At 35.4% G+C, this 25,199-nt stretch carries 23 protein-coding genes; 11 read left to right on the plus strand and 12 right to left on the minus strand.

From position 1 onward, the window contains the following. Window positions 1-303: 303 nt before the first annotated feature. From BN3107_RS04755 to BN3107_RS04775, 5 genes are all read right to left on the minus strand, one after another. Window positions 304-759, minus strand: coding sequence for a DUF2269 family protein (locus BN3107_RS04755; protein WP_058306484.1), 456 nt, complete (start codon window positions 757-759; stop codon window positions 304-306). 110 nt (window positions 760-869) lie between these two features. Next, on the minus strand, window positions 870-1,298 hold the full coding sequence (locus BN3107_RS04760) for a small multi-drug export protein (RefSeq protein WP_058307012.1): 429 nt from the start codon (window positions 1,296-1,298) through the stop codon (window positions 870-872). Window positions 1,299-1,386: 88 nt separating this feature from the next. Next, window positions 1,387-1,830 (minus strand): flavodoxin domain-containing protein, encoded by a 444-nt coding sequence (locus BN3107_RS04765; protein ID WP_058306485.1) that lies wholly within the window; start codon window positions 1,828-1,830, stop codon window positions 1,387-1,389. Window positions 1,831-1,857: 27 nt separating this feature from the next. Then, complete coding sequence (locus tag BN3107_RS04770) at window positions 1,858-2,907, minus strand: ribonucleotide-diphosphate reductase subunit beta (protein WP_058306486.1); 1,050 nt, start codon at window positions 2,905-2,907, stop codon at window positions 1,858-1,860. Between the two features lie 137 nt (window positions 2,908-3,044). Continuing rightward, window positions 3,045-5,333 (minus strand): ribonucleoside-diphosphate reductase subunit alpha, encoded by a 2,289-nt coding sequence (locus tag BN3107_RS04775; RefSeq protein WP_058306487.1) that lies wholly within the window; start codon window positions 5,331-5,333, stop codon window positions 3,045-3,047. Between the two features lie 384 nt (window positions 5,334-5,717). Between BN3107_RS04775 and csaA the strand changes: the two genes are divergently transcribed. From csaA to BN3107_RS04795, 4 genes are all read left to right on the plus strand, one after another. Beyond that, window positions 5,718-6,047, plus strand: a complete 330-nt coding sequence (gene csaA, locus BN3107_RS04780; protein ID WP_058306488.1) for a chaperone CsaA — start codon at window positions 5,718-5,720, stop codon at window positions 6,045-6,047. Window positions 6,048-6,173: 126 nt separating this feature from the next. Beyond that, window positions 6,174-6,686, plus strand: a complete 513-nt coding sequence (locus BN3107_RS04785) for a DUF6773 family protein (RefSeq protein WP_058306489.1) — start codon at window positions 6,174-6,176, stop codon at window positions 6,684-6,686. After that, complete coding sequence (locus tag BN3107_RS04790) at window positions 6,683-6,880, plus strand: helix-turn-helix transcriptional regulator (RefSeq protein WP_058306490.1); 198 nt, start codon at window positions 6,683-6,685, stop codon at window positions 6,878-6,880. The genes BN3107_RS04785 and BN3107_RS04790 overlap by 4 nt, the downstream gene beginning before the upstream one ends. A gap of 27 nt (window positions 6,881-6,907) precedes the next feature. After that, window positions 6,908-7,135, plus strand: coding sequence for a hypothetical protein (locus BN3107_RS04795; protein WP_058306491.1), 228 nt, complete (start codon window positions 6,908-6,910; stop codon window positions 7,133-7,135). Here BN3107_RS04795 and BN3107_RS04800 read toward each other — a convergent pair. Next, the gene (locus BN3107_RS04800) at window positions 7,132-8,856 is read right to left on the minus strand and encodes an ABC transporter ATP-binding protein (RefSeq protein WP_058306492.1); all 1,725 of its coding nucleotides are present in this window, start codon (window positions 8,854-8,856) and stop codon (window positions 7,132-7,134) included. The genes BN3107_RS04795 and BN3107_RS04800 overlap by 4 nt on opposite strands. Window positions 8,857-8,955: 99 nt before the next feature. Then, window positions 8,956-9,252 (minus strand): hypothetical protein, encoded by a 297-nt coding sequence (locus BN3107_RS04805; protein WP_058306493.1) that lies wholly within the window; start codon window positions 9,250-9,252, stop codon window positions 8,956-8,958. Window positions 9,253-9,400: 148 nt separating this feature from the next. Between BN3107_RS04805 and BN3107_RS04810 the strand changes: the two genes are divergently transcribed. Together BN3107_RS04810 and BN3107_RS04815 are read left to right on the plus strand one after the other, a co-directional pair. Then, window positions 9,401-10,267: an ROK family protein gene (locus tag BN3107_RS04810; protein WP_058306494.1), complete on the plus strand. Its 867-nt coding sequence runs from the start codon at window positions 9,401-9,403 to the stop codon at window positions 10,265-10,267. A gap of 101 nt (window positions 10,268-10,368) precedes the next feature. Then, window positions 10,369-11,286 (plus strand): aldo/keto reductase, encoded by a 918-nt coding sequence (locus BN3107_RS04815; protein WP_058306495.1) that lies wholly within the window; start codon window positions 10,369-10,371, stop codon window positions 11,284-11,286. A 91-nt stretch (window positions 11,287-11,377) separates the two neighbouring features. On the opposite strand, the gene BN3107_RS04820 is transcribed toward BN3107_RS04815, so the two are convergent. The 3 genes from BN3107_RS04820 to BN3107_RS04830 all read right to left on the minus strand — a co-directional run bounded on the left by BN3107_RS04820 (window position 11,378) and on the right by BN3107_RS04830 (window position 15,210). Then, window positions 11,378-12,655, minus strand: coding sequence for an MFS transporter (locus BN3107_RS04820; protein WP_058306496.1), 1,278 nt, complete (start codon window positions 12,653-12,655; stop codon window positions 11,378-11,380). Window positions 12,656-12,858: 203 nt separating this feature from the next. After that, window positions 12,859-14,049: a M14 family metallopeptidase gene (locus BN3107_RS04825; RefSeq protein WP_058306497.1), complete on the minus strand. Its 1,191-nt coding sequence runs from the start codon at window positions 14,047-14,049 to the stop codon at window positions 12,859-12,861. A gap of 399 nt (window positions 14,050-14,448) precedes the next feature. After that, on the minus strand, window positions 14,449-15,210 hold the full coding sequence (locus BN3107_RS04830) for an SDR family oxidoreductase (protein WP_058306498.1): 762 nt from the start codon (window positions 15,208-15,210) through the stop codon (window positions 14,449-14,451). A gap of 193 nt (window positions 15,211-15,403) precedes the next feature. Here BN3107_RS04830 and BN3107_RS04835 point away from each other — a divergent pair, with 193 nt between their 5' ends. Beyond that, complete coding sequence (locus tag BN3107_RS04835) at window positions 15,404-15,973, plus strand: TetR/AcrR family transcriptional regulator (RefSeq protein WP_058306499.1); 570 nt, start codon at window positions 15,404-15,406, stop codon at window positions 15,971-15,973. A gap of 13 nt (window positions 15,974-15,986) precedes the next feature. On the opposite strand, the gene BN3107_RS04840 is transcribed toward BN3107_RS04835, so the two are convergent. Then, the gene (locus BN3107_RS04840; protein ID WP_187370997.1) at window positions 15,987-16,280 is read right to left on the minus strand and encodes a DUF3817 domain-containing protein; all 294 of its coding nucleotides are present in this window, start codon (window positions 16,278-16,280) and stop codon (window positions 15,987-15,989) included. Window positions 16,281-16,310: 30 nt separating this feature from the next. After that, window positions 16,311-16,913, minus strand: a complete 603-nt coding sequence (locus BN3107_RS04845; protein WP_058306501.1) for a TetR/AcrR family transcriptional regulator — start codon at window positions 16,911-16,913, stop codon at window positions 16,311-16,313. 210 nt (window positions 16,914-17,123) lie between these two features. On the opposite strand from BN3107_RS04845, the gene BN3107_RS04850 reads away from it, so the two are divergent. The 4 genes from BN3107_RS04850 (at window position 17,124) to BN3107_RS04865 (ending at window position 25,190) form a co-directional block, all read left to right on the plus strand. Beyond that, a complete protein-coding gene (locus BN3107_RS04850) occupies window positions 17,124-18,518 on the plus strand; it encodes an MDR family MFS transporter (RefSeq protein WP_058306502.1) in 1,395 nt (464 codons plus the stop codon). Between the two features lie 74 nt (window positions 18,519-18,592). Then, a complete protein-coding gene (gene uxaC, locus BN3107_RS04855; RefSeq protein WP_058306503.1) occupies window positions 18,593-19,990 on the plus strand; it encodes a glucuronate isomerase in 1,398 nt (465 codons plus the stop codon). Window positions 19,991-20,005: 15 nt separating this feature from the next. Beyond that, a complete protein-coding gene (gndA, locus tag BN3107_RS04860; RefSeq protein WP_058306504.1) occupies window positions 20,006-21,415 on the plus strand; it encodes an NADP-dependent phosphogluconate dehydrogenase in 1,410 nt (469 codons plus the stop codon). A 529-nt stretch (window positions 21,416-21,944) separates the two neighbouring features. After that, a complete protein-coding gene (locus BN3107_RS04865) occupies window positions 21,945-25,190 on the plus strand; it encodes an ATP-binding protein (RefSeq protein WP_148434667.1) in 3,246 nt (1,081 codons plus the stop codon). Window positions 25,191-25,199 lie beyond the last annotated feature (9 nt).

Genomic DNA, 25,199 nt, shown 5'->3' on the forward strand with positions numbered 1-25,199 from the left:
TCTTAACAATATACCTTCATATCTGTAACAATCCAAAATGTTAGCATTTGTAATATTTGTAGAGTTTTATTCAGCGGAGGCGGCCACTTCCACTCCTGTGGGATCGTTTTACCTGAAGATCCACTTTTTAAGCGATTTTTGCTTGGAAAAGTTAGCTGAAGGGAAAACCCCACGGAAAGGGAAGTGGGCAAGCCGAAGCGGGCACCACACATATATACCATTTCAAAATTGCTACCAGAGTTATGTCGTATAATCCTTCAAGTATGAATGAAATTATTACGAAATTTATGTTTAGAGTTTATATTAAAATGGTTTGGTGATCATTAGAAAGATTACGATTAAGAGCAAACCATTTTCCAAATATTCAATGCGCAATAATCGATGTAGGTTCGGATAATAGCTGGCAGGTACTTGTTCAATTTCTTTATCTGCCAGTATTTTTTTGATAGGCACAGAGTACTTTTTCAAAAACGTAGGCCCTAATGATAGAGCGACGAAGTATAGAAGCATACTCATTACATACCAACCTTGTTGAAAAAGAATCGGTCTAATAGCTCCCATTAATAGGCCTGTCACTAAGACGAGAATCCCACCAATCATCACAAAAATATGTATGGTTTTTTTTAAAGCGAATGCATGACGTATTTCAGGCATCGTTTTCGCTGATCGAACAATAGTTGTTAAAATGAAACCAGGACCGATCCCGACGATAGCGGAAAAAATATGAATGATGACCAGCCATGAATATAAGGATTGCATTCCATCACCTTCTTATTGCCTATTATAACCTAATAACCGTCAACTTCTAATGATAAATTTGTGAACAAATAACAAAAGACTATCCTAGAAATTATAGGATAGTCTATTTATTACCGAACAAAAAAATCAAACCCTAATGCAGTAAATATACCAAAAACTAATGACCATACGCCAATACTAATAGTGGACCAGGCCAATGTTGCTTGTTTTGTTGCTCCCAGTAGCATTCCGATGAATGCAGCAATATGGGAACCAATAAAGATAGGCCCAAGCATTACCATTCCTGGTAGGCCATATTTATTCCACATCGTTCTTGCCCGTTCTTCTCGTTTAGAATTTTTCTTTTCTTTCTTGGAAAACCAGTGTTCAAATTTATCAAATCCAATAATTAAAGCCAATATCGTCACCATGTTTCCAATAAAAGCAACGATCATAACGACGACAGGGTTTAATCCAGTAATAATACCAAATGGAATAACTAATGCAATTTCAAACCAAGGGATAGCGGCACCTAAAAATACTAACAAATATTCAACCATCATAATAAATTCTCCTTACAGCAACTATCATAAGCTCACATGTCAACTTCTATCCGTTTGAACCAGCTGTAGACAGTGTTAAACAGTCTTAATAAACAACTGCAAGTTCTTGTGTCAATCGATCACAAAACTTTTCACAACGATTTAAATCGTCATCTTGTGGCGTTAATTCTACTTTTAATGTCACAGCTAAATTAGTGTGGACAAAAAGCATATCTCTAAAAAGATCGACAGCACCACAATAATAAGGATAGAAACTATCGCCTGTTCCGAACACACCTGTAGTCAGATGTTTGAGCTCTTCTGTTTCAAACGTTTCAAAAAGATCTTCCATTTCCATCGGAAGATCTCCATTATCCCATGAATACGTGCCAACAGCAACAATATCATATTGCTGTAATAGACTGGGATGGAAATCTTCAATTGGTATTAGGTCAGTGACAATATCACGTTTTTCCATTTTATCATGAATAATTTCTGCCAGGGTAGAGGTGTTACCAGTGACAGAGGTGTAGATTATCGCTGCTTTCATTTCAGTTGTGCCTCCTTATTCGAATCATCACAGCTCATCGAATCCATTGGATGAGGATACTTTTGTATAAGTACGTGATTTTTGTTCAAAGAAGTCTGATTTTGTTTCATTCATCATTTCATCGCTAAAGACATGAATCCATTCCATCGGATTATCACGTTCCGGATAGTAATTATCAAGCCCAATTTGACGGAAACGTTTATTTGCTAAATATTCCACATACCCATGGAATTCTTCAAGATCAATACCATCGATATCTTTCAAAATGTAATCTGCCCATTCTTTTTCCAATTGAACCGCATGGTCAATTGTTTTATACACGTATTGGATATTCTCTTCTGTATTTAATTCAGGATTCTCTGTAAGTAAGATTCGAACAAACTGTGATACAAAATAAGCATGTTGCATCTCATCCCGTTGAATGTAGCTAATCATTGTACTCGTTTTTAACATTTTTTGCTGACGCGCTAAATGATAGAAGAAGGCGAAACCAGCATAGAAATAAATACCCTCTAAATTGATAGAGTTAATCGCAAGTTCAAATAGTCTTTGTGGTGTAGGATTTTCACGAAACGCTTCATAACTGTCGAGAATAAGTTGATTTCGTTTACGTACAATAGGATCCTCTTTTGCCTGTGTAAAACGTTCATTTTGTTCACGTAATGGCACAATCGAACTTAGAATATAGGAATAAGATTCATTGTGAACAGCTTCTTGTTGTGCGATTACTGCAAAAATGGCCTTAAAGCTAGAATCTGTCACATAATCCATAACATGTGTCATTGTTGGTGTTTGCAAACTGTCTAATGATGCTAATTGTGTGTTAATACGTAAGAAGATATCTTTTTCCGTCTCAGTTAAGTTATCCCATTGTTTGATATCGTCTTGCATATTAATTTCTTGCGCTTTCCAAAAGTTTGCTAGTAATGTTTGATAAAGGTCATACATTTGAGGATAGGCAATATCGTTCCAATTTAATAGTCCGGAAGACTCGCCATTAATGATACCTGTTGCTTTATTAGGATAGGTTGGGTTTAATAGTTTGATTTTTGTTAAAGGTTGATCGACTTGTGTCATGTCAGATCTCCTCCTTTGGAATAATTATGTAAAAAAGTAGAATGGCTGTTATTGTATACATTTCAAAAAATAATGGAAGGATTTCACAGAAGGTAAGATCTGTGAAATCCAGAAAATATAATCGTTTGATCAGCTATTTAGCTATGGCATGCTTCACATTCTTCGATTTCTGTTTGTGATGTACTGCGGACGTAATAGGTCGTTTTTAGTCGATTCTCCCAGGCAGCAACATGTAAATTTAATAAATCTTTTGCTTTGATGTCATGACGTACATAGAAATTAAAACTAATGGCTTGATCAATATGACGTTGTCTTTTGGCATTTTGTTTAATGCTCCATACTTGATCCAATTCATGACGAGCACGGCGATAATAGTTATATGTCACATGATCAAGATCTGGTGCCGTTACTTTAAATTTAAAGTTTTTCTTTTCTTCTGCGTATTCTACCGCATATAGTGGATCAATTCCATCCGTAGAGCCACCGATTTTAGCTGTTGACGAGTTCGGTGCAACGGCCATTAACCAACCATTACGAATGCCGTTTGTTGCAACGTCCTGACGTAATTGGTTCCATCTGTCGGATTGATAATCGCGTCGGTCAAAATAGACACCTGATTGCCATTCCGATCCTTCAAACTCAGAATAGGTTCCTTTTTCTTTTGCAAGCTCCATAGAGGCTTTTATCGTATAATAAGCTATATCTTCATATACTTTATCTGCAAATTCTACAGCTTCTTCTGATTCCCAATGGATACTTTCTAATGCAAGCAGGTGGTGCCAGCCAAATGTTCCAAGACCTACTGCACGGTACTTTTTATTGGTAGCTTCGGCTTGTCCAACACTGATTGTATTTAAATCGATCACATTATCTAGCATTCGTACCTGAATCGAAATTAAACGTTCTAATACTTTTTCGCGAACGGCATTCGGTAGATTAATCGATGATAAATTACAAACAACGAAATCACCAGGTTTACGTACAATCACAATATTACCATCTTCATCCTGATATTCTTTCGTAATTGAAGTAGGAGACATATTTTGCGCAATCTCTGTACATAAATTACTACAATAGATCGATGTTTTACCGATACCTCGTTTATGTTTATTTGGATTTTGACGATTTACTTCATCTCGATAGAACATATAAGGTGTTCCTGTTTCTAATTGTGCAATCATCACTCGTGCCATAATATCGATTGCACGGTATGTTTTTCTAGGAAGAAGCGGGTGATTTACGGCTTCCCAATACTTTTCAGTGAAATATTTATGATCTTCTTCATCATAAAAATCTTCTAAACCTAGCGGGTTACCATCTTTATCCTTCCACCCCATCATTTGTTTGACTTGGTGTGGACAGAATGTATGCCATTCCCCGATACTTTTTCCGTTTGCATCTTTTTCTTGGATTTGTTCCATGAATAGATCCGGAATAGAGACGCCAGTGAAAATATCGTGTGCTTTACGGCGCTCGTCACCATTATTTGTTTTTAAATCCAGGAAGCCATTCATTATGTCTTTATGAAATACATCTAAATAAACGGCAACTGCCCCTTGACGTTGGCCAAGTTGATCGACACTTACTGCTGTATCGTTAAGTAGACGAATCCACGGCACAACACCTGAAGAGTTCCCTTTGAATTTTTTAATATCGGAACCTAATGCACGAACCTTACCGTAATAAATACCAATACCACCGCCGTCTTTACTTAAACGAGCAATATCCCAGTTATTTAAGTAGATGCCATCTAAGGAATCATCTACGGTATCAATAAAACAGGATGACAATTGACCATAGCTTTTCCCAGCATTAGATAAAGTAGGAGTAGCCACTGTCATATAGAGGTTACTTAATGCCCAATAAGCTTCTTTTACTAACTCTAAACGATTTTCAGCTGCTTCGTTTTGCATAAGTGTCATCGCGATAATCATAAATCGTTCCTGAGGAAGTTCATACAGATTACGATCATGATCCCTTGCTAAATAGCGATCTGCTAATAAAAATAATCCTATGTAGTTAAATAAACCATCCCGATCAGGGTTGATAGATTGTTGCAGTTGATCAATTTCATTTTTGGTATAGTGTGCAAGTATATCTTTGCTATATATACCTTTATCCGTTAAAATTTGAATAAGAGAATAAAGATCACCGTATTTCTGATCAGCATCATAGCCTCTGTTTTTACTAGCAGTTTCATATAACTGTGTCAGGTGAAAGTGCGCTGCTACAAATGTCCAGTTCGGCTGATCCATGGAAATACGATTTAAAGAGTAAAAGAGTGCTTCTTGAGTAGACTCTTTATCTGATTTTGTCGATTCCTCGATACGTTTTGTAATATCCGTTGTATCAAGACCGTACTTTTCTTCCGCTTCTTGTAAAGCAGTAATGACAGTTTGTTTAATAGATTGAATTTCAGTTGTCATGAGAAAACCTCCATTTACATAATAAAAGCGCCCAGCTTGGAGCGATAATAGAATAAAATATGTATAATATCTTCAAACCGCAATCGAAGTGCACTCTTGCAGTATAGATGCGAAAATACAATATATTGATGCCTTTTGAATATGAATTACTATATGTTGTATTTTATACGATGAAGAGGTTTTTGACAACTATAAAATATTAGGGGCTTCTATCACGAAAACGATAGAAAAGTTGATATGGAAAGGATTACTATGTAAATCCGATTTTAAAAATCCTACAAAAGTCCTGTAGTGTGAAAAATTTGGTGGTTAACTGTCCATTACTTCGTGATGAATATAAAATAATAAACAGTAAATGTTAAAAATGCAAATGAGGTGACTAAGTTGGCGAATTTTGAAGATTTTGCGAAACTAGATTTGCGAATTGGTACCATAATAGAAGCACAGGAATTCCCGGAAGCTAAAAAACCTGCAATTAAACTTAAGATAGATTTTGGCGAGCTTGGGATCAAGCAATCATCTGCTCAAATTACCAAACGCTATCAACCTGAGATTCTAATTGGCAGACAAATAACAGCTGTCGTTAATTTCCCACCACTTAGAATTGCAGGGTTTAAATCAGAAGTATTAGTTTTAGGTGGAGTGCCGGAAACAGATGATGTAGTATTGTTAAGCCCGGATCAACCAGTGGAGAACGGAACGAAAATCTCTTAGAGAGAAGCCTGAATTTTTGAGGGCTTCTTTTTTGTTTGCTATATTTATCAAAATGTAATATATATATTGCAAAAAGTAATCTGATGATGTATTATTAAAATATAATATTTCAAGGAGGATCTTTAGATGGGTTTATTTAAAAAGAAATATCAGGATGAACGAGTAACCATTGAGCAAAATAAAATTTACCGGGAAATTTATATATTGATTTATCTGATATGCTTAGGATCAGTGGTCTATAAAATGGTTAACTTCGGGATCGAGATAGAGCATGTGGCAACAGAAATGATTATTTTTCTTGTCGCAGGTATTTATTATGGTATTAGGTCCACTCAAAAAGGGCTCTTCTCCTCAGAAGTAGAAATGCATGATAATCGAAGTAAGTGGAGTTTTCAAACGAAAAATATTTTTTTAGGTGTTGTATTTGGTGTTCTGATTGCTTTGTTTTTTGGTTTTAATAGTGCATTTAGATTTGCGGATAGTACTTCTGAAGCCGTTAGTTACTTCTTTATTACATTCGGAGCTTCAATGATGTTTTATATTCCTTTTTTAGTAGTATTTATAGTTGTAAGTTATTCAATAGCTAAAAATAGAAGTGATAAGGCAATTGAAAAGCAATTAGAGGATGCGGAAGAATGAAAAATATAAAAATCAAAGTGGCTAGGGTGGAACATGATTTGTCACAGGCGGAGCTTGCTAAAAAAGTCGGTGTAACGAGACAAACAATAGGTTTAATAGAGCAGGGAAAGTATAACCCCAGTTTACAATTATGCCTATCGATATGTAAGACATTGGGGAAAACATTGGATGATTTATTTTGGGAAGAAGAGTAAGGGACGTTTTTACAAATATCAGTTTAAATGAAGGACAAAAAAAGCGAAAAGGGAGAAAAAGTGTCCTTCATAAGCGAGATGAAGGACAAAAAGAGCGAAAAGGAAGAAAAAGTGTCCCTCATAAGCGGTATGAAGGACAAAAAGAGCGAAAAGGAAGAAAAAGTGTCCTTCATAAGCGGTATGAAGGACAAAAAAAGCAAAAAGGAAGAAAAAGTGTCTATCACCCTTGTCTTAGTAAGTAAATACACTCCTTAATTTTGATTTTGCTCATATTGAATTTTGTGTAATCGTGCAAATACGCCATTTTCAGTTAGCAAATCCTGATAACTTCCTTCTTCTGCAATGCCATCATTGGTAACTACAATGACTCGATCAGCGTCTCGAATGGTAGCTAAACGATGGGCAATGACTAATGTAGTCCGATTTTCTGCGAGTTGATCCAACGACTGTTGAATAATCCGTTCAGTTTCGGTATCTAACGCTGATGTTGCTTCATCTAAAATCAGAATCGGCGGATTTTTTAAAAAAGTTCTGGCGATCGCTAATCGCTGCTTTTGACCACCCGATAATTTTAAGCCTCGTTCACCGATTTGAGTATTATATCTTTCAGGTAGCTTGGCGATCACATCATGTAAATGTGCTTTTTTTGCAGCTTCAATAATATCTTTTTCTGAAGCCTGGTGATTGCCATACGCAATATTTTCTCGAACTGTTCCAGTAAAAAGAAATACATCTTGTTGAACAATGCCAATTTGCGCCCGAAGTGATTTTTGGGTCATTTGGCGAATATCGATGCCATCAATTGTTATAGCCCCACTGTTGACATCATAAAACCTCGGAATTAATGAACAAATGGTTGTTTTTCCTGCACCAGAAGGTCCTACAAATGCAATCGTTTCACCAGGAGTTATTTTCAAATCAATACCCTCTAATACTTGCTGCTGATCATCATAAGAGAAATCAACCTTTTCAAATTTAATGTTACCCTCTAATTTTTCTACATGTATGGCATTTGGATCGTCTTTTATTTCTGGCTCTTTAGACAAGATTTCTCTGAACCTACGGAAGCCTGCCATTCCTTTTGGATATAACTCCAATAAGGCACTGATTTTATCAATGGGTTTAATCAAAACATTGGTATACAAAACAAAACTGACTAATTCTCCATAAGAAAGCTTACCATTAATGCTTAACCATGCTCCTACTATTAGCACGATCAATGTAAGAAAACGTGTCATCATATAAATACTTGAATGGGTACCTGCCATTACTTTGTATGCTTTAATCTTTGCCTTGCGGAATCTGCCATTATCTCCCTTGAATCGGTTTAACTCGAAATCCTCATTCGTAAAAGATTGGACAACACGCACACCAGAAACCGCATCTTCTACACGCGCATTGACATCGGCAATATTATGATACATTTGATGCCAAGCCTTGTTCATCGCAATATTACAGTAGGTTACAAGTGCTACCAATAGTGGAACCATGACTAATGCAATCAGGGCAAGTGTCGGATTAATCGTAAACATAATCCAAAAAGCTCCTGTGAATGTCATAATCGCAATAAAAAAATCTTCTGGACCATGGTGGGCAAGCTCACCAATATCAAACAGGTCGTTGGTGATCCGGCTCATAATATGTCCTGTTTTGGTATTATCAAAGAAACGAAACGATTGGCGCTGGACATGTGTAAATAATTCCTCACGCATATCTGTTTCAATGTTAATCCCTAATTTGTGCCCGAGGTAACTCACGACATATTGTAAAAATGTACTTAATAAGTATATAGCAAATAATAAAATACTAATGGTAACAATTAAGTTCCAGTTGCCATCAACTAATAAATCGTCAATTAGCCATTGAACAGCGATTGGAAAAGCCAGTTCTAAAATGGCTACAATAACTGCACTGGTGAAATCAATGATAAATAATCGTCTATGTGGTTTATAATAAGAGAAAAACTGTTTTAACATGTTAGTATGTACTCCTTTGGTAGATTTGACTAACATATTATATCACGATATGAACCGTTCGTAATCCCCACGCTTTATCAAACTTTTCCTTAGTACTATCTATAAGAAATTTTTTCTTCTGCCTGATCTGCTTTCGATTGTATAGTGTTGGGGAATCCGACTGGTCTTTTCCATTTCTAATTGGTAATGGTATGCTGCTGCTTGAAAAACACGATATGCCACCCATAAACCGAACAAGATTTGACTGATGAACGCTATTGTAAATAGAAATGAATGTATAAATTGATCGACTAATATTGCAAAAATGATTTGACTTATCAACAATCCTAAATGTCTTAAAAGTAAGATAAAGCTAGCTGTTAAAATAACAATTAGCCAAAAAGTTTCTATGTTCATCTAATAAAACTCCTTTACATTAGTTTTTTTAATAGCATTGCCCAATTCAAAAAATATATTAAAATAGATAATATTTTAGCTGTCAGATTATGCTACAATATTTTATAGAATATGATTAAGTTGTTTTAGTTTGAGGAGGAACATACAGATGTATTTAGGTGCTATTGAAGCTGGAGGGACAAAATTTGTTTTAGCAATTGGTAATGAAAAAGGTAATATCATTGAAAAAACAGTTATTCCCACGGAACACCCTGACATTACCATGCCAAAGATCTTAGCATTTTTTGATGGAAAAGGTATAGAACGTTTAGGACTCGGTGGTTTTGGCCCAATTGATATTAACGAAACAAGTCCAACATATGGTCAATTACAAAAAACACCAAAGACAGACTGGGTCGATTATCCACTTGGTGCCAAACTAAAAGATGGATTAAATATACCTATCATAATAGATACGGATGTCAACGTAGCAGCAATGTCTGAAGCTAAATGGGGTAATGCAAAAGATGTAGAATCGTGTTTATACATAACGGTAGGGACTGGAATAGGTGCAGGTGCATATTTTCATGGAAAAACATTAAAAGGATTATCACATTCAGAGATGGGACATATTAAAGTGCGTCGTCATCCTGATGACACTTATGATGGCACCTGTCCATATCATGGAGATTGTTTAGAGGGAATAGCAGCGGGCCCTTCTTTAGAAAAACGGTGGGGCAAAAAAGGTGTCGAATTAGCGGATGATCCAAAAGTTTGGGAAATGGAAGCATTTTATCTTGCACAAGCTTTGACGAATTATATCTATATATTGTCCCCTGAGAGAATTATTATGGGTGGAGGCGTAATGAAACAAAAACAACTATTCCCATTAATTCGAAAAAATGTTCTAGAGATGTTAAATGGCTATGTCAGTTCGCCATATTTAACTGAAAAAGAAATCGATCGTTATATTGTTTCTCCTGGCTTAACAGATGAAGCTGGAGTGAAAGGCGCACTCTATTTAGTGATGCAATGACTAATAAAAGGAATGTTTCTACTAACATTCCTTTTACAAAATAGAGCAAGTTAATCGCTTACATCAAAGCTATATGCTACAATATCAACGAGGTGATAGAGATGAATAAACTAGAACTAGGAAAAAGTGGCCTACAGGTAAGTGAAATTTCATTAGGTTGTATGCGTATGGATCAATTGTCAAAACAAGATGCAAATCGCGTGATTGAGAATTCACTTGAATTAGGAATTGATATGTTTGATCATGCAGATATCTATGGTGGTGGCAAGTCAGAAGAAATTTTTGCTGATGCGATTGAGATGAACTCTAGTATTCGTGAAAAAATGGTAATCCAAACTAAATGCGGGATTCGAGATGGTTTCTTTGATTTTTCAAAAGAACATATTCTCTCATCTGTTGAGGGTAGTTTAAAACGATTAAAGACAGATTACATAGATATTCTATTGCTACATCGACCAGATACACTAGTTGAGCCAGAAGAGGTAGCAGAAGCTTTTGATGAACTAAAACGAAGTGGCAAAGTCCGTCATTTTGGTGTAAGTAATCACAATCCAACACAAATTGAACTATTGAAGAAAAATGTCGAGCAAGAACTTGTGGCAAACCAATTACAATTGAGTATGATGTTTACGCCGATGATTGATGCTGGTTTAAATGTCAATATGGAACATGATCCAGCAATCGTAAGGGACGGAGGGATTTTAGATTATAGTCGTCTACATGATATGACCATCCAACCATGGTCACCATTCCAGCACGGATTTTTTGAAGGCGTATTTGTGGATAATGAGAAGTTTCCTATTTTAAATGAGAAACTTCAAGAATATGCAGATGCAAAAGGTGTAACTAAAACCACGATTGCAATCGCATGGATCTTGCGTCACCCTGCACGGATGCAACCGATTGTTGGTACGATGAACCCTGAACGATTACAAGAAATCGCAAAAGCATCTGATGTGAAATTGACTCGAGAAGAATGGTATGACTTGTATCGTGTGGCAGGGAATAAATTGCCGTAAAAAGAAAAAATGTAATAAAAATTATGTGAAAAGCGAACCATGATCTTTGGTTCGCTTTTCGTGTACTAATCTATACAAACTCTTACAATCATCACGACTTAACCTTGTTCATCGATTTGGTGTACCAAACAATTATAGGGAGTAACCCTACGGCCAAAATACCACCAATAAGAGATAACGTCACAAAACTAGTTTGAGCAGCTACCATGCCAGACAATGCTCCACCAGTTGCACCAGATAAAGCGATCGAGACATCTACTGACCCTTGAACTTTAGCACGATTTTTAACAGTGGTAGCATCCACTAGCATCGCAGTCCCGCTTATCAATCCAAAATTCCATCCTAAACCTAATAATGCTAATGATAGAATCATCACACTGACTGAACTTTGATCCAGAACAAATGGTAAGATCCCCGCAATCAACAATGTCGATCCAGAGGCAATCGCCATAGTATTTCTTCCTAGCTTATCTACTAATACACCTGTAACAAGAGAAGGTAAATACATGGCAGCGATGTGTATGCCTATTACCATACCGATGGCACTTATTGTATGACCGTGGTGACCCATATGAACAGGAGTCATCGTCATAATAGCTACCATCACCAATTGACTAGTCACCATAACGATAGCTCCTATTATGATCCCGTTATTATTGGTTTTAACTTCTCTTTCAGCCATTTTAGTGGTTTCATTGGAACTGGTCGGTTGATTGGCTAGTGCATTGGCTACTAATAGTGGATCAGGTCTTAGAAAAATGTATAATATCATTCCTGCAAGTAGATAGGCTGCTGCAGCTAATAAAAATGGACCAGCGAGAGCTGGAATACCGAAAAATAATGCGACTTCTCCCATTGGTTCTGTTAAATTAGGACCCGCAACAGCACCGAAAGTAGTAGCGATCATTGCGATACTAACAGAAGTCGCTCTTTGTTTATCACTGGCTAAATCAGTACCTGCGTATCTTGCTTGTAAATTTGTTGCCGTACCTGCACCATAGATTAATAAGGAGAAAAAGAGTAAAAATATATTATCACTAACGGCTGCTAACACAACTCCTATAGCTCCAATACCACCTGTAATAAATCCGGAAGCAAGACCCATTCTTCTGCCATTTCGTTGAGAAATTCGCCCTACTAAAAATGCTGCAAGGGCTGATCCTAATGTGAAAATAGCAACAGGAAGCCCTGCATAACTGTCTGTACCTAACATATCTTTAGCTAATAAAGCCCCGACGGTTATACCAGCAGCTAGTCCAGCACCGCCAAAAATTTGCGATAAAATAACAAAAATTAATGTCCGCTTGTATAAATGCTTTCTTTTAGTCTCCGATTCCAGATATGGTTGAAGAGAGGGATTTCCTTTCATAGCCTAACACCTTTCTATACTGATACCGATACAGAACAACTGGTTCTATAAAGTTGAATGATTTGTATGCTTAAATTAAAACATATAAAGAGTAAATAGGATAGTTAAACCGCTTGTTTCAATTTGAAAGGTGCTCAAAAATTATTAAAGGAAATAGAATTTAAAAATAATATAAGAATATTTTTCTTTATAAATTGTCTTGTTTATAAGTACAATGTTGCTAACATAATGCCTAATGTTTCCTGATAAATCTCCTCGAACTGAGAAATAGGCAGAGGATTTACACCCATACCTAATTCGACCGTGTAACCTGGCTGTTGGAACTCTTGGATAAACCAGTCTTTATACCCAGCGAAACTATCTACATATTGAATTGGTTGATAACCACTAACACGACTAAATTCCTCTACTATCGTTTGTGATTGAGGTGGTTCTAACCCTTGAAAACCCCAAAAAATAACTTCACCTTGCGTATGAAAAGCGTTCACAATTTCAAATGGCCGCTGTTGTGCTAATTGCTCCATTGCAATAGCCTCCGGTTCAGTTAATGGCTGGTACCCTGGAAAGTCACGTGGGCTTGGTGAAGTCGGCTTACGTCCTGCTTCTGTATCCCAAAGGGCTGGATATTGATTGTTGAGATCAACTCCGTTAATATTTGCCTTCCATCCTGAGAAATCGTTGCTGCCATTATTTAATGCGAGTACAGACTCGCGTAAATCTCCAGCTGCTTCTGCTCCATTTAGCACCAGGTCCACACCATCAGGATTAACCATCGGAACCAATGATAATGTATTGGTTTCAAAAAGAGGGAGCAGGTTCAGTCCACGAATGGAGTTGTTATTTGTAAGTGCTAATGCATATTCATTAATAAACCTCATAATTACAGGTGTTGTTATCCACTCATTAGCATGAAAAGAACCGTTTATATGTTTTTGGCGAGATCCTCTGCCAATTTGCAATTCGATGATATCTTTTTCTAAAACGGACTGACCAATAATTTGTGTTTGAATAAAAGGATAAACAGTAACCAATTGTTGAATATCTGTCAGCATTGTTTGATAAGAATAATTATTTTCATTTGATACTACGAGGTTAGTCACTCGATGGGGGAGTATGAGCTTTTGGCCAATTTGTAATTGAGTTGGTTGAATGGTGGGATTAAGTAATAATAAGGCATCCACAGGTAATGATATGCTTTGTGACAAGTGCCAAAGCGTATCATTTGCCTGGATTGAATGGGATTGGAGTATAAACCCAGGGATCTCAATCTCTTGACCAACGGCTAATTGATTTGGATTTAATGGTGGGTTGGACGCTTGGATTAAAGGAAGTGGTATTTGAAACAATTGACTGTAATACCATAGGGAATCACCTTTTCGAACACGTACTCTCATTTGAATTTCCTCCGATCTTAGACATTATTTTATCTTATGAAGAAAATTAAAGATTTATGAACAAATGAAAATTCAAAAAGTGGAAGTTTTAACTTCTATTGATTATTATTATCGTCTTTAATACCCTCCGCTACGGGATTTGAGCTATAGCTGTGGTGAAACAGAGGCTAACTTCTTGATAAGTGTTGCTAGCAATCAATGGGAGTAAAACGTTAGTAATGAAATTTATCAGAAAATCGTCCACTTAACTTCATGTTTTACAGTTGATTCCCAAAGAGAGCATATCAAAGAAGGGTAGCCCCCGATAAAAATATCACGTAATCACTGTTTATCAGCGGTGACCATAGATTAGCATTTTTTCGAATAAGCTATCTCAAATCAGTGAAATAGATACACTTATTAGAATGCGGAAGTCCAACCACCGTCCGCAGTAATAACCGTTCCATTTAAGAAGCTTGACTCTTCGGAAGCTAGAAATAAGGCAACATTTGCAATATCTTCTGGTGTACCTACAGAGGGAATAAGACCTTGTACCATTTTTAGTCTTTCACTTCCAAATTCACTGACATTTTTTATCGTTTGGCTAATATTAGTAGCAATTGCGCCAGGTGCAATGGCATTACAGCGAATACCATGTTTCGCATACATGTATCCAGTATTTTTGGTTAATCCAATAACTGCGTGTTTCGAAGCAGAATAGGTAGCACCAGCATGAGCACCACTAATGCCCCCAGTGGATGCAGTGTTAATTATTACACCTTGTTCCTTTTCTAAAAATATAGGGATCGCTTTTTTCATAGCCCGCATAAGCCCTTTTGTATTCACATCGAAGATTAAATCCCACTTGTCTTCATCTACTTCTGCGACAGGTTCAAATCCATCCATGATTCCAGCATTGTTGACTAATATATCTAATGTTCCGAATTTCTCGATTGCTGTATCGATCATCTTTTCAATATCGGTTGCATTTGCTATATTGACTTCAAGTGCAGTCGATTTACCACCACTGTTTTCAATTTTACTTTCTAATTCTTTTACCCCTTCAAGATTCAAATCCGCAAGAACCAATGATGCACCTTCTTTTGCAAACCGCTCTGCTATCGCATGCCCCATACCAGATGCTGCTCCCGTAACAATGGCAACCTTATTTTTTAATTTCACTTTAAACTCCTCCTCTTTTTGGCATCGTTTATAAAAAACAGATGTATATTAATCAACATCTGTTTATAGTATAATATTGCTATTCATTTATAGACAATAAGCAAAACAACAGACAAATGTCTAATAGTGAACGATATTATATATTTATGAATATATTTTGATCGTTATTATACATTCAGGTGGTGAATTGTTTGTGAGAGATTATCATGACAGACGTGTAAGAAAATCAAAATCCGCATTAAAACAGGCCTTAATGAATTTATTGAAAAAACGTGCACTTCATCAAATTACAATTACGGACATCGTTGCTGTTGCAGATTTAAATCGAGGCACCTTTTATAAACATTATCAATATAAAGAAGATCTACTAGAAGAGATGGTAGATGATCTTATAGCAGATTTAATTATTTCCTATCGTGAACCGTATAAAACTCAAGAGGAATTTTCATTAGAACAATTGAATGCTTCCGCTATCAAAATTTTTGACCATGTAGAAAGCTATTCTGATTTTTATAGAATATTAACGCAATCTAATATATTAATAGGTATACAAAATAGAATTTGTTCCCAATTAATAGAATTAATGCTTGAAGTTATCCAGAAATATAAAGTTAAGCAAATTGAACCAGAGTTATTAGCTAGTTATCAAGCATATGCAATATGGGGGCTAATTATGGAATGGATTAGGCAAGATTTTAAATATAGTTCCGTCTATATGTCGAAACAATTACTAGCGATCTTACAATTAAAAAAGTTCACGTAGAGTTCAAAAAAATCTACGTGAACTTTGTTTGAATACGTCTATCTAATACAAAATTTCCAAACGGGATAAATGCGACAGCTACTGCACTCACAAGCCAAATAATAGACCATTTCACTTTGAAGGTTGTATAAAGCGTAAACAAGATATAACAAATAAATAAACCGCCATGAAGACTTCCGATTACTGTCACCACTTCAGGTAAACCAGCCCAATATTTTAAAGGCATAGCAATGAAAAGCAGAATCACTAATGAGCTTCCTTCAATAAGGCCAATCCACCTAAACTGATTGATAGCTGATTTTTTCAATATATTTCTCTCCTCATATCGTTTCATAAACTATCTACCAATACCATTTCTAATCAAAGATAGCTGTGTTTTATATCTATAAATGGAAACATCAATAGGTAAATCTTTGGAGAATTTTTCAACAAAATTATGAAAAGTGACTGCAGCGATTATTTTCATTAACTGAAAAAAGTCTTCCTCTGATTGAATGGTGAGCAGTGACCAGTTAATTTGTTGACAGATGTTTTTAAAGTGTTCCATTTTGTCTGTACTAGCAAAGATTCCGATTAGTGATTCTTCGATTTTATAATTCATATTTAAGAGAGCGTTTTTAAAGAACGTAAAGTTTTCACGCTCTTCGATAATCAATTGATAAAAGGTAATAGTCGTATCAAATATATTACCATCATGCTTTTGAAGAATCAAAATAAATTGTTCCATAGCATAATTTATTTGCTTATCAAATAGATAGAAGAAAGCATCTTCTTTATTTTCAAAATACTGATAAAAGCTGCCTCTAGGAATTTGAGCATAGTTAATAATATTAGCGATTGATGCATCAGTTAAAGATGTATTTGAAAATTCTTTCTTTAGAGCATCGATTAATTTTTGATTTTTTTCAGTGGGTAGATTAAAAAAAGTTTCCTTTGGCACTTTTGTACTCCTTTAAATTGTTATTTGTTTGATGCAAATAACCCTACCTTCAGTTTGCACCCATTCAGTAGAGTCTTGCTTTCTATGTATAAAGATGCATAGTAAAGTTTTTGACAATTGTAAGCACTTATAGGCAATGAACAGCATAGGACTATTCTTTATAATTAATATGTGATATTCATTATATCGGTCACCGAATGGAGAATTTAAATGACACCATCAAAAAATATTACCTATTCAAGGCCTTTTATTGTAGCTATATTACTCGCAACGGCTTTTGTAACAGTACTTAATCAAACTTTATTAATAGTCGCCATCCCTCCGATTATGTCTGAATTTAATATTAATGCAAATTTAGCTCAATGGGTGACAACCGTCTATTTGCTAACAAATGGTATTTTAATACCTGTAAGTGCGTTTTTAATTGAAAAATTTTCAGTAAAAAAATTATTAATTACCGCCATGGCGATTTTTACTATGGGGACAGTTATCGGAGCAATAGCCCCAACTTTTCCAATATTATTGATAGGTAGAATTGTTCAAGCTGCAGGTGCAGGAATTATCATGCCGTTAATGCAAACGTTAATTTTATTGATGTATCCGGTTAAACAAAGAGGACAAGCCATGGGGTTAGTAGGTCTAGTCATTTCGTTTGCACCTGCAATTGGACCTACCTTATCGGGTTTTTTAATTGATCATTTTCACTGGCGATACCTTTTTTATACAATCATTCCAATCGCTTTGATTGTATTAATCATAACGTCATTTGTAATGAAAAACATTTTAGAACAACAAAAGATGGAAATTGATTATCCATCTATTATCTATTCAACACTTGGTTGGGGTGGTCTACTGTATGGATTTAGTCTGCTAGGAACCTATGGTATTAATGATAGCCAAGTGATTATCGCGATTTTGATCGGAATTGTATCATTAACAATATTCATCAAAAGACAATTACGATTAGATGAACCGATTCTTGAGTTCCGAGTATTTAGATCCTATATATTCACGATTACTACTATATTAACCGTTTTTTTATTTGCAATTCTTATCGCATCTCAAACCATTCTACCCATTTTCATTCAACGTGTTTTAGGATTTTCCGCTTTGGAGTCAGGACTAGTGTTATTACCAGGTGCCATAATAATGGGGATTATGTCACCAATTGTAGGTCGGATTTTCGATAAACACGGTGGTAAAGTACTAGCAATCATCGGATTTTTATTAGCAGTTGTGGGAGCTAGTTACTTTGTATTATTAGATATAAACTCGTCACTAATTCTGATAACTATATTTTTTACGTTACTTTCGGCAGGTTTAAGTTTGGTAATGATGCCAATGCCAACCGCTGGTATTAATGATTTGCCACCAAAATGGATTGCACATGGAACTGCCATGAATAATGCGATACGAATGGTAGGGGGATCGATCATAACTGGTTTATTAGTATCGGTTATGAGTGGTATAACGTTACTATCAACTGAATCCAACCCACAGTTAGCGTTACTTGAAGGAATTAATGTTGCCTTTATTGGAATTATTGTGATGGCCATATTAGGTTTTATTTTAGCTTTTCAGCTTTCTAGTAAGAAGAAAACTTGAAATAAACTAGAAATAAGCTTATGATGTAATTATAAATTTGTTTGCCAAACAAACTAAAGAGGAGGGGCAAAAATATGAAAACATTTATTACAGAAGACTTTTTATTGTATAACGAGACTGCAAAACGATTGTATCATGAAACAGCTAAAGACTTACCTATTATTGATTACCATAATCATCTACAACAAAATGAAATTTATGAGGATAAAAATTATCAAAATATTTTCGATATTTGGTTATCTGGTGATCACTATAAATGGCGTGCCATGAGAGCAAACGGTATTAAAGAAGAGTTGATAACAGGTAATGGAAGTGACTACGATAAATTTAAAGCATGGGCAAAAACAGTACCAAACACGTTTGGTAATCCGTTGTACCACTGGACACATCTTGAATTACTTCGATATTTTGATATTGACGAGTTGCTTAATGAACAATCAGCAGAAACAATCTGGGAACAAGCAAATCAAAAATTACAATCACCTGAATTATCAGTTCGATCCATTTTAGCAAAGGATAAGGTTGAACTAGTAGGAACAACAGATGATCCTACTGATGATCTAGCTTATCATATCAAATTAAAAGAAGAGGGATATTCCACTAAAGTATCTCCATCATTTCGTCCAGATAATGGTTTAGCTATTGAGAAAGAAGGTTTCAATGATTGGGTTGAAAAATTAGCAAGTGTTACTAACATGAACGTTGAGACTTATGAGGACTTCTTACTAGCGCTGGAAAAACGCGTGAACTTTTTTGATGAGGTAGGATGTCGTAGTTCTGATCACGGGATCAATGTGATGTTTTATCAAGCAGCGACAAAACAAGAAATAGCTTCCATTTTTAATAAGCGTTTGAATAATCAATCGTTAACAAGCAAAGAAGTCGATCAATTTAAAACATTTACCTTAATTCAACTTGGTGAATGGTATGCCGACAAAGGCTGGGCGATGCAATTACATATTGGCCCTCAGCGAAACAACAACACGAGAATGTTTAATCAAGTCGGACCAGATGCAGGTTTTGATTCATTAGGTGATAAATTATTAGCAGAACCATTAAATAAATTCCTAGATGCATTGGAGCAGCAAGATAAATTGCCAAAAACGATTCTGTATACGTTAAATGCACGTGATAACGAAGTATTAGCTGCGACAGCTGGGAACTTCCAAAACGCAGAAATACCAGGTAAAGTTCAATTTGGGACAGCATGGTGGTTTAACGATCATATTGATGGAATGGAATATCAAATGAAAACGCTAGCCAATTTTGGACTGATTCGTCATTTTGTCGGTATGTTGACTGATTCGAGAAGCTTCTTATCATTCTCACGTCATGAATATTTCAGACGTATTTTGTGTAATGTCATTGGTACATGGGTAGAAGAAGGTAAAGTACCAAATGATATTACTTTATTAAAACAATATGTTGCAGATATTTGTTATTACAATGCTAAAAAATATTTTAATCTATAAACGAGGGTGAATTAAATGGGAAAACAACAAATTGGTGTAATTGGTTTAGCTGTAATGGGTAAGAATCTTGCTATGAATATCGAAAGTCGTGGGTATTCTGTTGCGGTATTTAACCGTTCTTATGAAAAAACAGAAGCTTTTCTTGCAGATGAAGCACAAGGTAAAAATTTCACAGGTGCTAAGACGATCGAAGAATTTGTCCAATCTCTGGAGAAACCGAGAAAAATCTTATTAATGGTGAAAGCTGGACCTGCGACAGATGCAACAATAGAATCATTGAAACCTTATTTAGCGGAAGGTGATATTCTAATTGACGGTGGTAATACGTTATTTACAGATACAATCCGCCGTAACAAAGAATTAGATGAAACAGGCATTCACTTCATTGGAACGGGTGTTTCTGGTGGTGAAGAAGGAGCTTTAAAGGGGCCTTCAATTATGCCTGGTGGACAAAAGGAAGCATATGATTTAGTGGCACCAATCTTAGAAGCAATTTCTGCAAAAGTTGACGGTGACCCTTGTGTAACGTATATCGGGCCAAATGGTGCTGGACACTATGTCAAAATGGTTCATAACGGCATTGAGTATGGCGATATGCAATTAATTGCAGAAGCCTATTATATTTTGAAACATGTTGGTGGACTGACAACAGAAGAATTACATGACGTATTCACAGAGTGGAATAAAGGTGAGCTGGACAGCTATTTAATCGAAATCACGGCAGATATATTTACGAAGAAGGACGAAGAAACAGGTCAACCACTCGTTGATGTTATTCTAGACACTGCTGGCCAAAAAGGTACAGGAAAATGGACAAGTAAAAATGCACTGGATTTAGGTGTACCATTACCGTTAATTACAGAGTCCGTATTTGCACGTTTTATTTCAGCTTTAAAAGAAGAGCGGGTTGCAGCGAGTAAGCAATTGAATGGACCAACTGTACAATTTGATGGAGATAAAGAAGCGTTAGTGGAATCGGTTCGTAAGGCATTATTTATGAGCAAAATTACTTCCTATGCACAAGGATTTGCCCAAATGCGCCAGGCTTCAGATGAAAATGATTGGAATTTAAATTATGGTGAGATTGCGATGATCTGGCGAGGTGGCTGTATTATTCGTGCACACTTCTTACAAAAAATTAAAGACGCTTATGATCGTGAACCAGCACTAGCTAACTTAATGCTAGATCCTTATTTCAAAAAAATTGTAGAAGGATACCAATCATCTCTAAGAGAAGTGGTATCTGTTGCGATTGCTAATGGTATTGCGGTTCCAACCTTTGCAAGTGCGATTGCTTATTATGATAGTTATCGTTCTGAGAACTTACCAGCGAACTTAATCCAAGCACAACGTGATTACTTTGGGGCACATACCTATCAACGAAAAGATAAAGAAGGTACTTTCCATACAGAGTGGATGAAATAATTAGTAATATATAACGATAATCTTCAGTTTGATGATGGGATTATCTAGAAGTTGATATTTTCTATTTAAAAATTTGGACAATTGAATTAATTGATTAATGGAATCCAAACGATTATTCGAAAAGTTTTCGAAGTCGTTTGGATTTTCTTATGCACCTTCAAATAATGAATCTTTTCATACTCTTTCCTTAATTTAACCTAGATTTAACCTTTGTTAACTATGATGATGAGTAATTATATCAACAACAGGAAAGGGTTAGAAGGAAATGCACCTGTAAAAATTTTTGGTGTGGTTACCAATGAAGATGTCCTAGCTGAAGGAAACTACGCTTGTTGTAAAGAGTAACGAGATATGTGGTACGAGTGTTGGGACAGCAAAGCAATCAATCAAGGGCAAATTGTATCTGTCTCGCTTTTTCTAAACTAACAAAGACTTAGAAAAAAACAGAAAAATCAGAAAATTCTTACAACTGTATTGGAAATGTGTATAATAAAATAGTAATAGGAGTTTACTAGAGTAGGTGATCTCATTGAAGAAATGGATAAGCATCTTAATGTTAATTTTTTTCATCATAATCCTTATATTTTTATTTAACAGAGAAGAACATCCTTCGCTGCAAAATCATTTAATCTTAGATGCAGAAACTGAAAAAATCGATGTATATCAGTCATTGCAAATGATTAAAGATAGAGAAAATAGATTATCAATCGAAGATGTCAGCTTAGGTGATGCTGCAGATTCTTTTGTTCCGTCGCATAAAGTGAGACAGGAATCAGGTTTTTTTTATACATCCAATTGGTTAAAATTTGACGTGGAAAACCGTACAGAACAGCAAGAATGGATGTTAGAATTTGCGTTTCCAATTATTTACGAACTGGAAATATTCCAAGAAACGAATGGTGAACTAACAGAACTTTACCATACAGGTGCTTATTTTCCATTCGATAATCGTCCTACTAATCATCGGCATTTTATTTTTGAACTTGCTATTGAACCAAATACTACAAAAACCTTCTATGTTAAAGCTGTCGGGGGCGGGGACTTACATCCTCCCATTAATATTTGGAAACCAACATCATTTCTTGAAAAAAATCAACAAGAATTACTTTTACTCGGTTTATTTTATGGCATTGTATTGGTTATGATCATTTATAATTTATTTCTTTATTTCAGTTTGAAAATGAGAAGTTATCTTTATTATGTTTGTGTCATTTTCCTAACACTGATGGGTAAGCTGTCGATTAATGGTATCGGCTACCAATTCTTTTGGCCAGATCAACCAGAATTTAATATTATTTCAACAACGTTCTGGGTAAGTACTGCATGTATAATGATAGTTGTTTTTACTAGGTCGTTTCTAGATCTTGATCGGTATATTCCATTTGTGAAACAAAGTGCTTATATATTAATTTTCTATCAAATCGTTGTAATCGCAACTTTATATATATCTCATTATACTGCACTTTCACTGATGGTTTTCGGTGCATTTATAACGTTTGTGTCTGTTCTAGCTTCAGCATTTATTAGTTTAAGACGTGGTGCTCGACAAGCCCGTTTTTTTATTGCGGGGTGGTTAATTTTTTTAACCGGTGTTTTTATTACGATATTGGAACGGACGGTTGTATTACCGTTTACAATGATTACAGAATATGCAGGTCAGGCTACTTTAACTATTGAAGTTGTACTGTTGTCATTTGCACTAGCAGATAAAATTAATATTATGCGAAAAGAAAAAGCCTTAGCAGAACAACAAATCTCTGAAAGTCAACATCTTGCAATGGTAAATTTAAAGAAGTCAGATCGATTGAAAGATGAATTTCTGGCGGTAACTTCTCATGAATTACGAACACCACTTTTTGGAATGATGGGGATTGCTGAATCGATCCGAGATGGAGTATACGGAAAAGTTGCACCTGAATTACGTAATCAATTATCGATGATCATAAGCAGTGGTCAGCGTTTAACGAAATTAGTAAATGATATTTTAGATTTGTCGGTATTACATCATGATCAAATCAAACTAGATCGCAAAAAAATTCAATTGCAAGGAATTATCGATAATGTCGTTCATATGAGCCAAGCATTGGTAAAGCACCAATCAATACGACTAACAAAAAACTTGGATGCCACTTTACCACACATATACGGAGATCCCAGTCGAATCCAACAAATTTTATATAACCTTATTGATAATGCTGTTAAATATACGAAGGAAGGAACCGTCAATATAACGGCAGAAGCACAGAATGAGAAAGTTATAATTGAAGTGATAGACACTGGAGTAGGAATAGCAGAAGAACAATTAGAGCATATTTTTCAACCATTTCATCAAGCAACATCAGGTGTTTCGAGGAAAGTGTCAGGATTGGGTATCGGATTGGATATAACCAAACGATTGGTCGAGTTACACGACGGTACAATTGACGTGCAGTCCGAGGTAAATAAAGGAACGCGTTTTCGTATAATGCTACCTGCATTATTATCAGACAGTGAGCAGGTTGAGGAACAGCAGCCTATCGTGCATCAAGCAGATGAATCATTTCACCTTGAAGTACCTGAGAAATTACGCTCAACTAAACAAGGCACTGTTTTAATTGTAGATGATGAGGTTGTTAACGTACAAATTATGATTAATTACTTATCAATGGAAGGCTATCATGTTATCCATACAACGAATGGAGCCGAAGTTCTTTCTTTATTACAAAAAAATCCGGTTGATATCGTTATTTTAGATTTAATGATGCCGTCTATTTCTGGGTATGAAATATGTAAACGATTGAGAAAATCGTACTCTTTAATTGAGCTTCCTATCATAATGTTAACAGCAAAGAATCAGGACGAAAGTAAAATTGCTTCTTTTGACACAGGTGCTAATGATTATATTGTTAAGCCGTGTGATAAATCAGAGTTATTAGCACGAGTGAAAACCCTTGTTAATGTAAAAAAATTAAATCAAGAATTGTCTTTATTAAATCAAGAATTAGAAAGAAAAGTAGAAGAACGAACCAATAAATTACATGAAGTAAATCACGATTTAACAAAAATGAATCAGCGGTTGGTTCAAATGGCAGAATCTCGTCGTGACATGTTACAAAATATTGCACATGAACTAGGGACTCCTGTTACATTGATGCATAGCTACATTCAATCGATCAAAGAAGGGTTAATCTCGATTGAAGATACTCAATATAATCAATTGGTAATGAATAAAATAAATGTATTACGACGTTTGATTAAGGACCTATACGATTTAGCGTTGTTGGAATCAGGAAAAATAAATCTTCATTTTGAGAAAAAAATAGCTCACCAATGGTTAGAAAATATTAGTAAACAGTTGGCTTTGACCGTTGAACAAGGTGGGCGAGGATTTGAATGTCAATTAGATGCATCGATTGACAAAACATCTTTTATACTCGTAGATGAGGATCGGATCCAACAAGTGTTTTTGAATCTTATTTCAAATGCGATTAAACATACCAATGATAAATTTGGAAAGATTTATTTCTATGCTGATTGGGATTCAGAGGAAGAAGCTTTAAAGCTATTGATTCGAGATAATGGAGTAGGCATCGAAGAGGAAATGATGGAACATATTTTCGAGAGGTTTTATAAAGGAAAAAATCAGGGCAATCATGATTTTCAAGAAAGTATTGGTTTAGGCTTGGCCATTGTTTATGAGGTTCTTAAAGCACATCAAGGATCAATTAAGGTAAGTAGTATACTAAAACAAGGTACTCAATTCATAATTTCTTTACCTTTGTATAAAGAAACTTAATAGGTTTAT

The sequence above is a fragment of the Gracilibacillus massiliensis genome, from assembly GCF_001458115.1.
Classification (GTDB): Bacteria; Bacillota; Bacilli; order Bacillales; family Amphibacillaceae; genus Gracilibacillus; species Gracilibacillus massiliensis.

Excerpts from the sequence above, each read along its gene's own strand:
- BN3107_RS04810 (WP_058306494.1), top strand. The coding sequence starts at position 9,401 with ATGTATTTAGGTGCTATTGAAGCTGGAGGGACAAAATTTGTTTTAGCA.
- BN3107_RS04765 (WP_058306485.1), bottom strand. The coding sequence starts at position 1,830 with ATGAAAGCAGCGATAATCTACACCTCTGTCACTGGTAACACCTCTACC.
- BN3107_RS04815 (WP_058306495.1), top strand. The coding sequence starts at position 10,369 with ATGAATAAACTAGAACTAGGAAAAAGTGGCCTACAGGTAAGTGAAATT.
- BN3107_RS04785 (WP_058306489.1), top strand. The coding sequence starts at position 6,174 with ATGGGTTTATTTAAAAAGAAATATCAGGATGAACGAGTAACCATTGAG.
- BN3107_RS04755 (WP_058306484.1), bottom strand. The coding sequence starts at position 759 with ATGCAATCCTTATATTCATGGCTGGTCATCATTCATATTTTTTCCGCT.
- BN3107_RS04800 (WP_058306492.1), bottom strand. The coding sequence starts at position 8,856 with ATGTTAAAACAGTTTTTCTCTTATTATAAACCACATAGACGATTATTT.
- BN3107_RS04760 (WP_058307012.1), bottom strand. The coding sequence starts at position 1,298 with ATGGTTGAATATTTGTTAGTATTTTTAGGTGCCGCTATCCCTTGGTTT.
- BN3107_RS04850 (WP_058306502.1), top strand. The coding sequence starts at position 17,124 with ATGACACCATCAAAAAATATTACCTATTCAAGGCCTTTTATTGTAGCT.
- BN3107_RS04790 (WP_058306490.1), top strand. The coding sequence starts at position 6,683 with ATGAAAAATATAAAAATCAAAGTGGCTAGGGTGGAACATGATTTGTCA.
- BN3107_RS04825 (WP_058306497.1), bottom strand. The coding sequence starts at position 14,049 with ATGAGAGTACGTGTTCGAAAAGGTGATTCCCTATGGTATTACAGTCAA.
- gndA (WP_058306504.1), top strand. The coding sequence starts at position 20,006 with ATGGGAAAACAACAAATTGGTGTAATTGGTTTAGCTGTAATGGGTAAG.
- uxaC (WP_058306503.1), top strand. The coding sequence starts at position 18,593 with ATGAAAACATTTATTACAGAAGACTTTTTATTGTATAACGAGACTGCA.
- BN3107_RS04770 (WP_058306486.1), bottom strand. The coding sequence starts at position 2,907 with ATGACACAAGTCGATCAACCTTTAACAAAAATCAAACTATTAAACCCA.
- BN3107_RS04820 (WP_058306496.1), bottom strand. The coding sequence starts at position 12,655 with ATGAAAGGAAATCCCTCTCTTCAACCATATCTGGAATCGGAGACTAAA.
- BN3107_RS04805 (WP_058306493.1), bottom strand. The coding sequence starts at position 9,252 with ATGAACATAGAAACTTTTTGGCTAATTGTTATTTTAACAGCTAGCTTT.
- BN3107_RS04775 (WP_058306487.1), bottom strand. The coding sequence starts at position 5,333 with ATGACAACTGAAATTCAATCTATTAAACAAACTGTCATTACTGCTTTA.
- BN3107_RS04795 (WP_058306491.1), top strand. The coding sequence starts at position 6,908 with ATGAAGGACAAAAAAAGCGAAAAGGGAGAAAAAGTGTCCTTCATAAGC.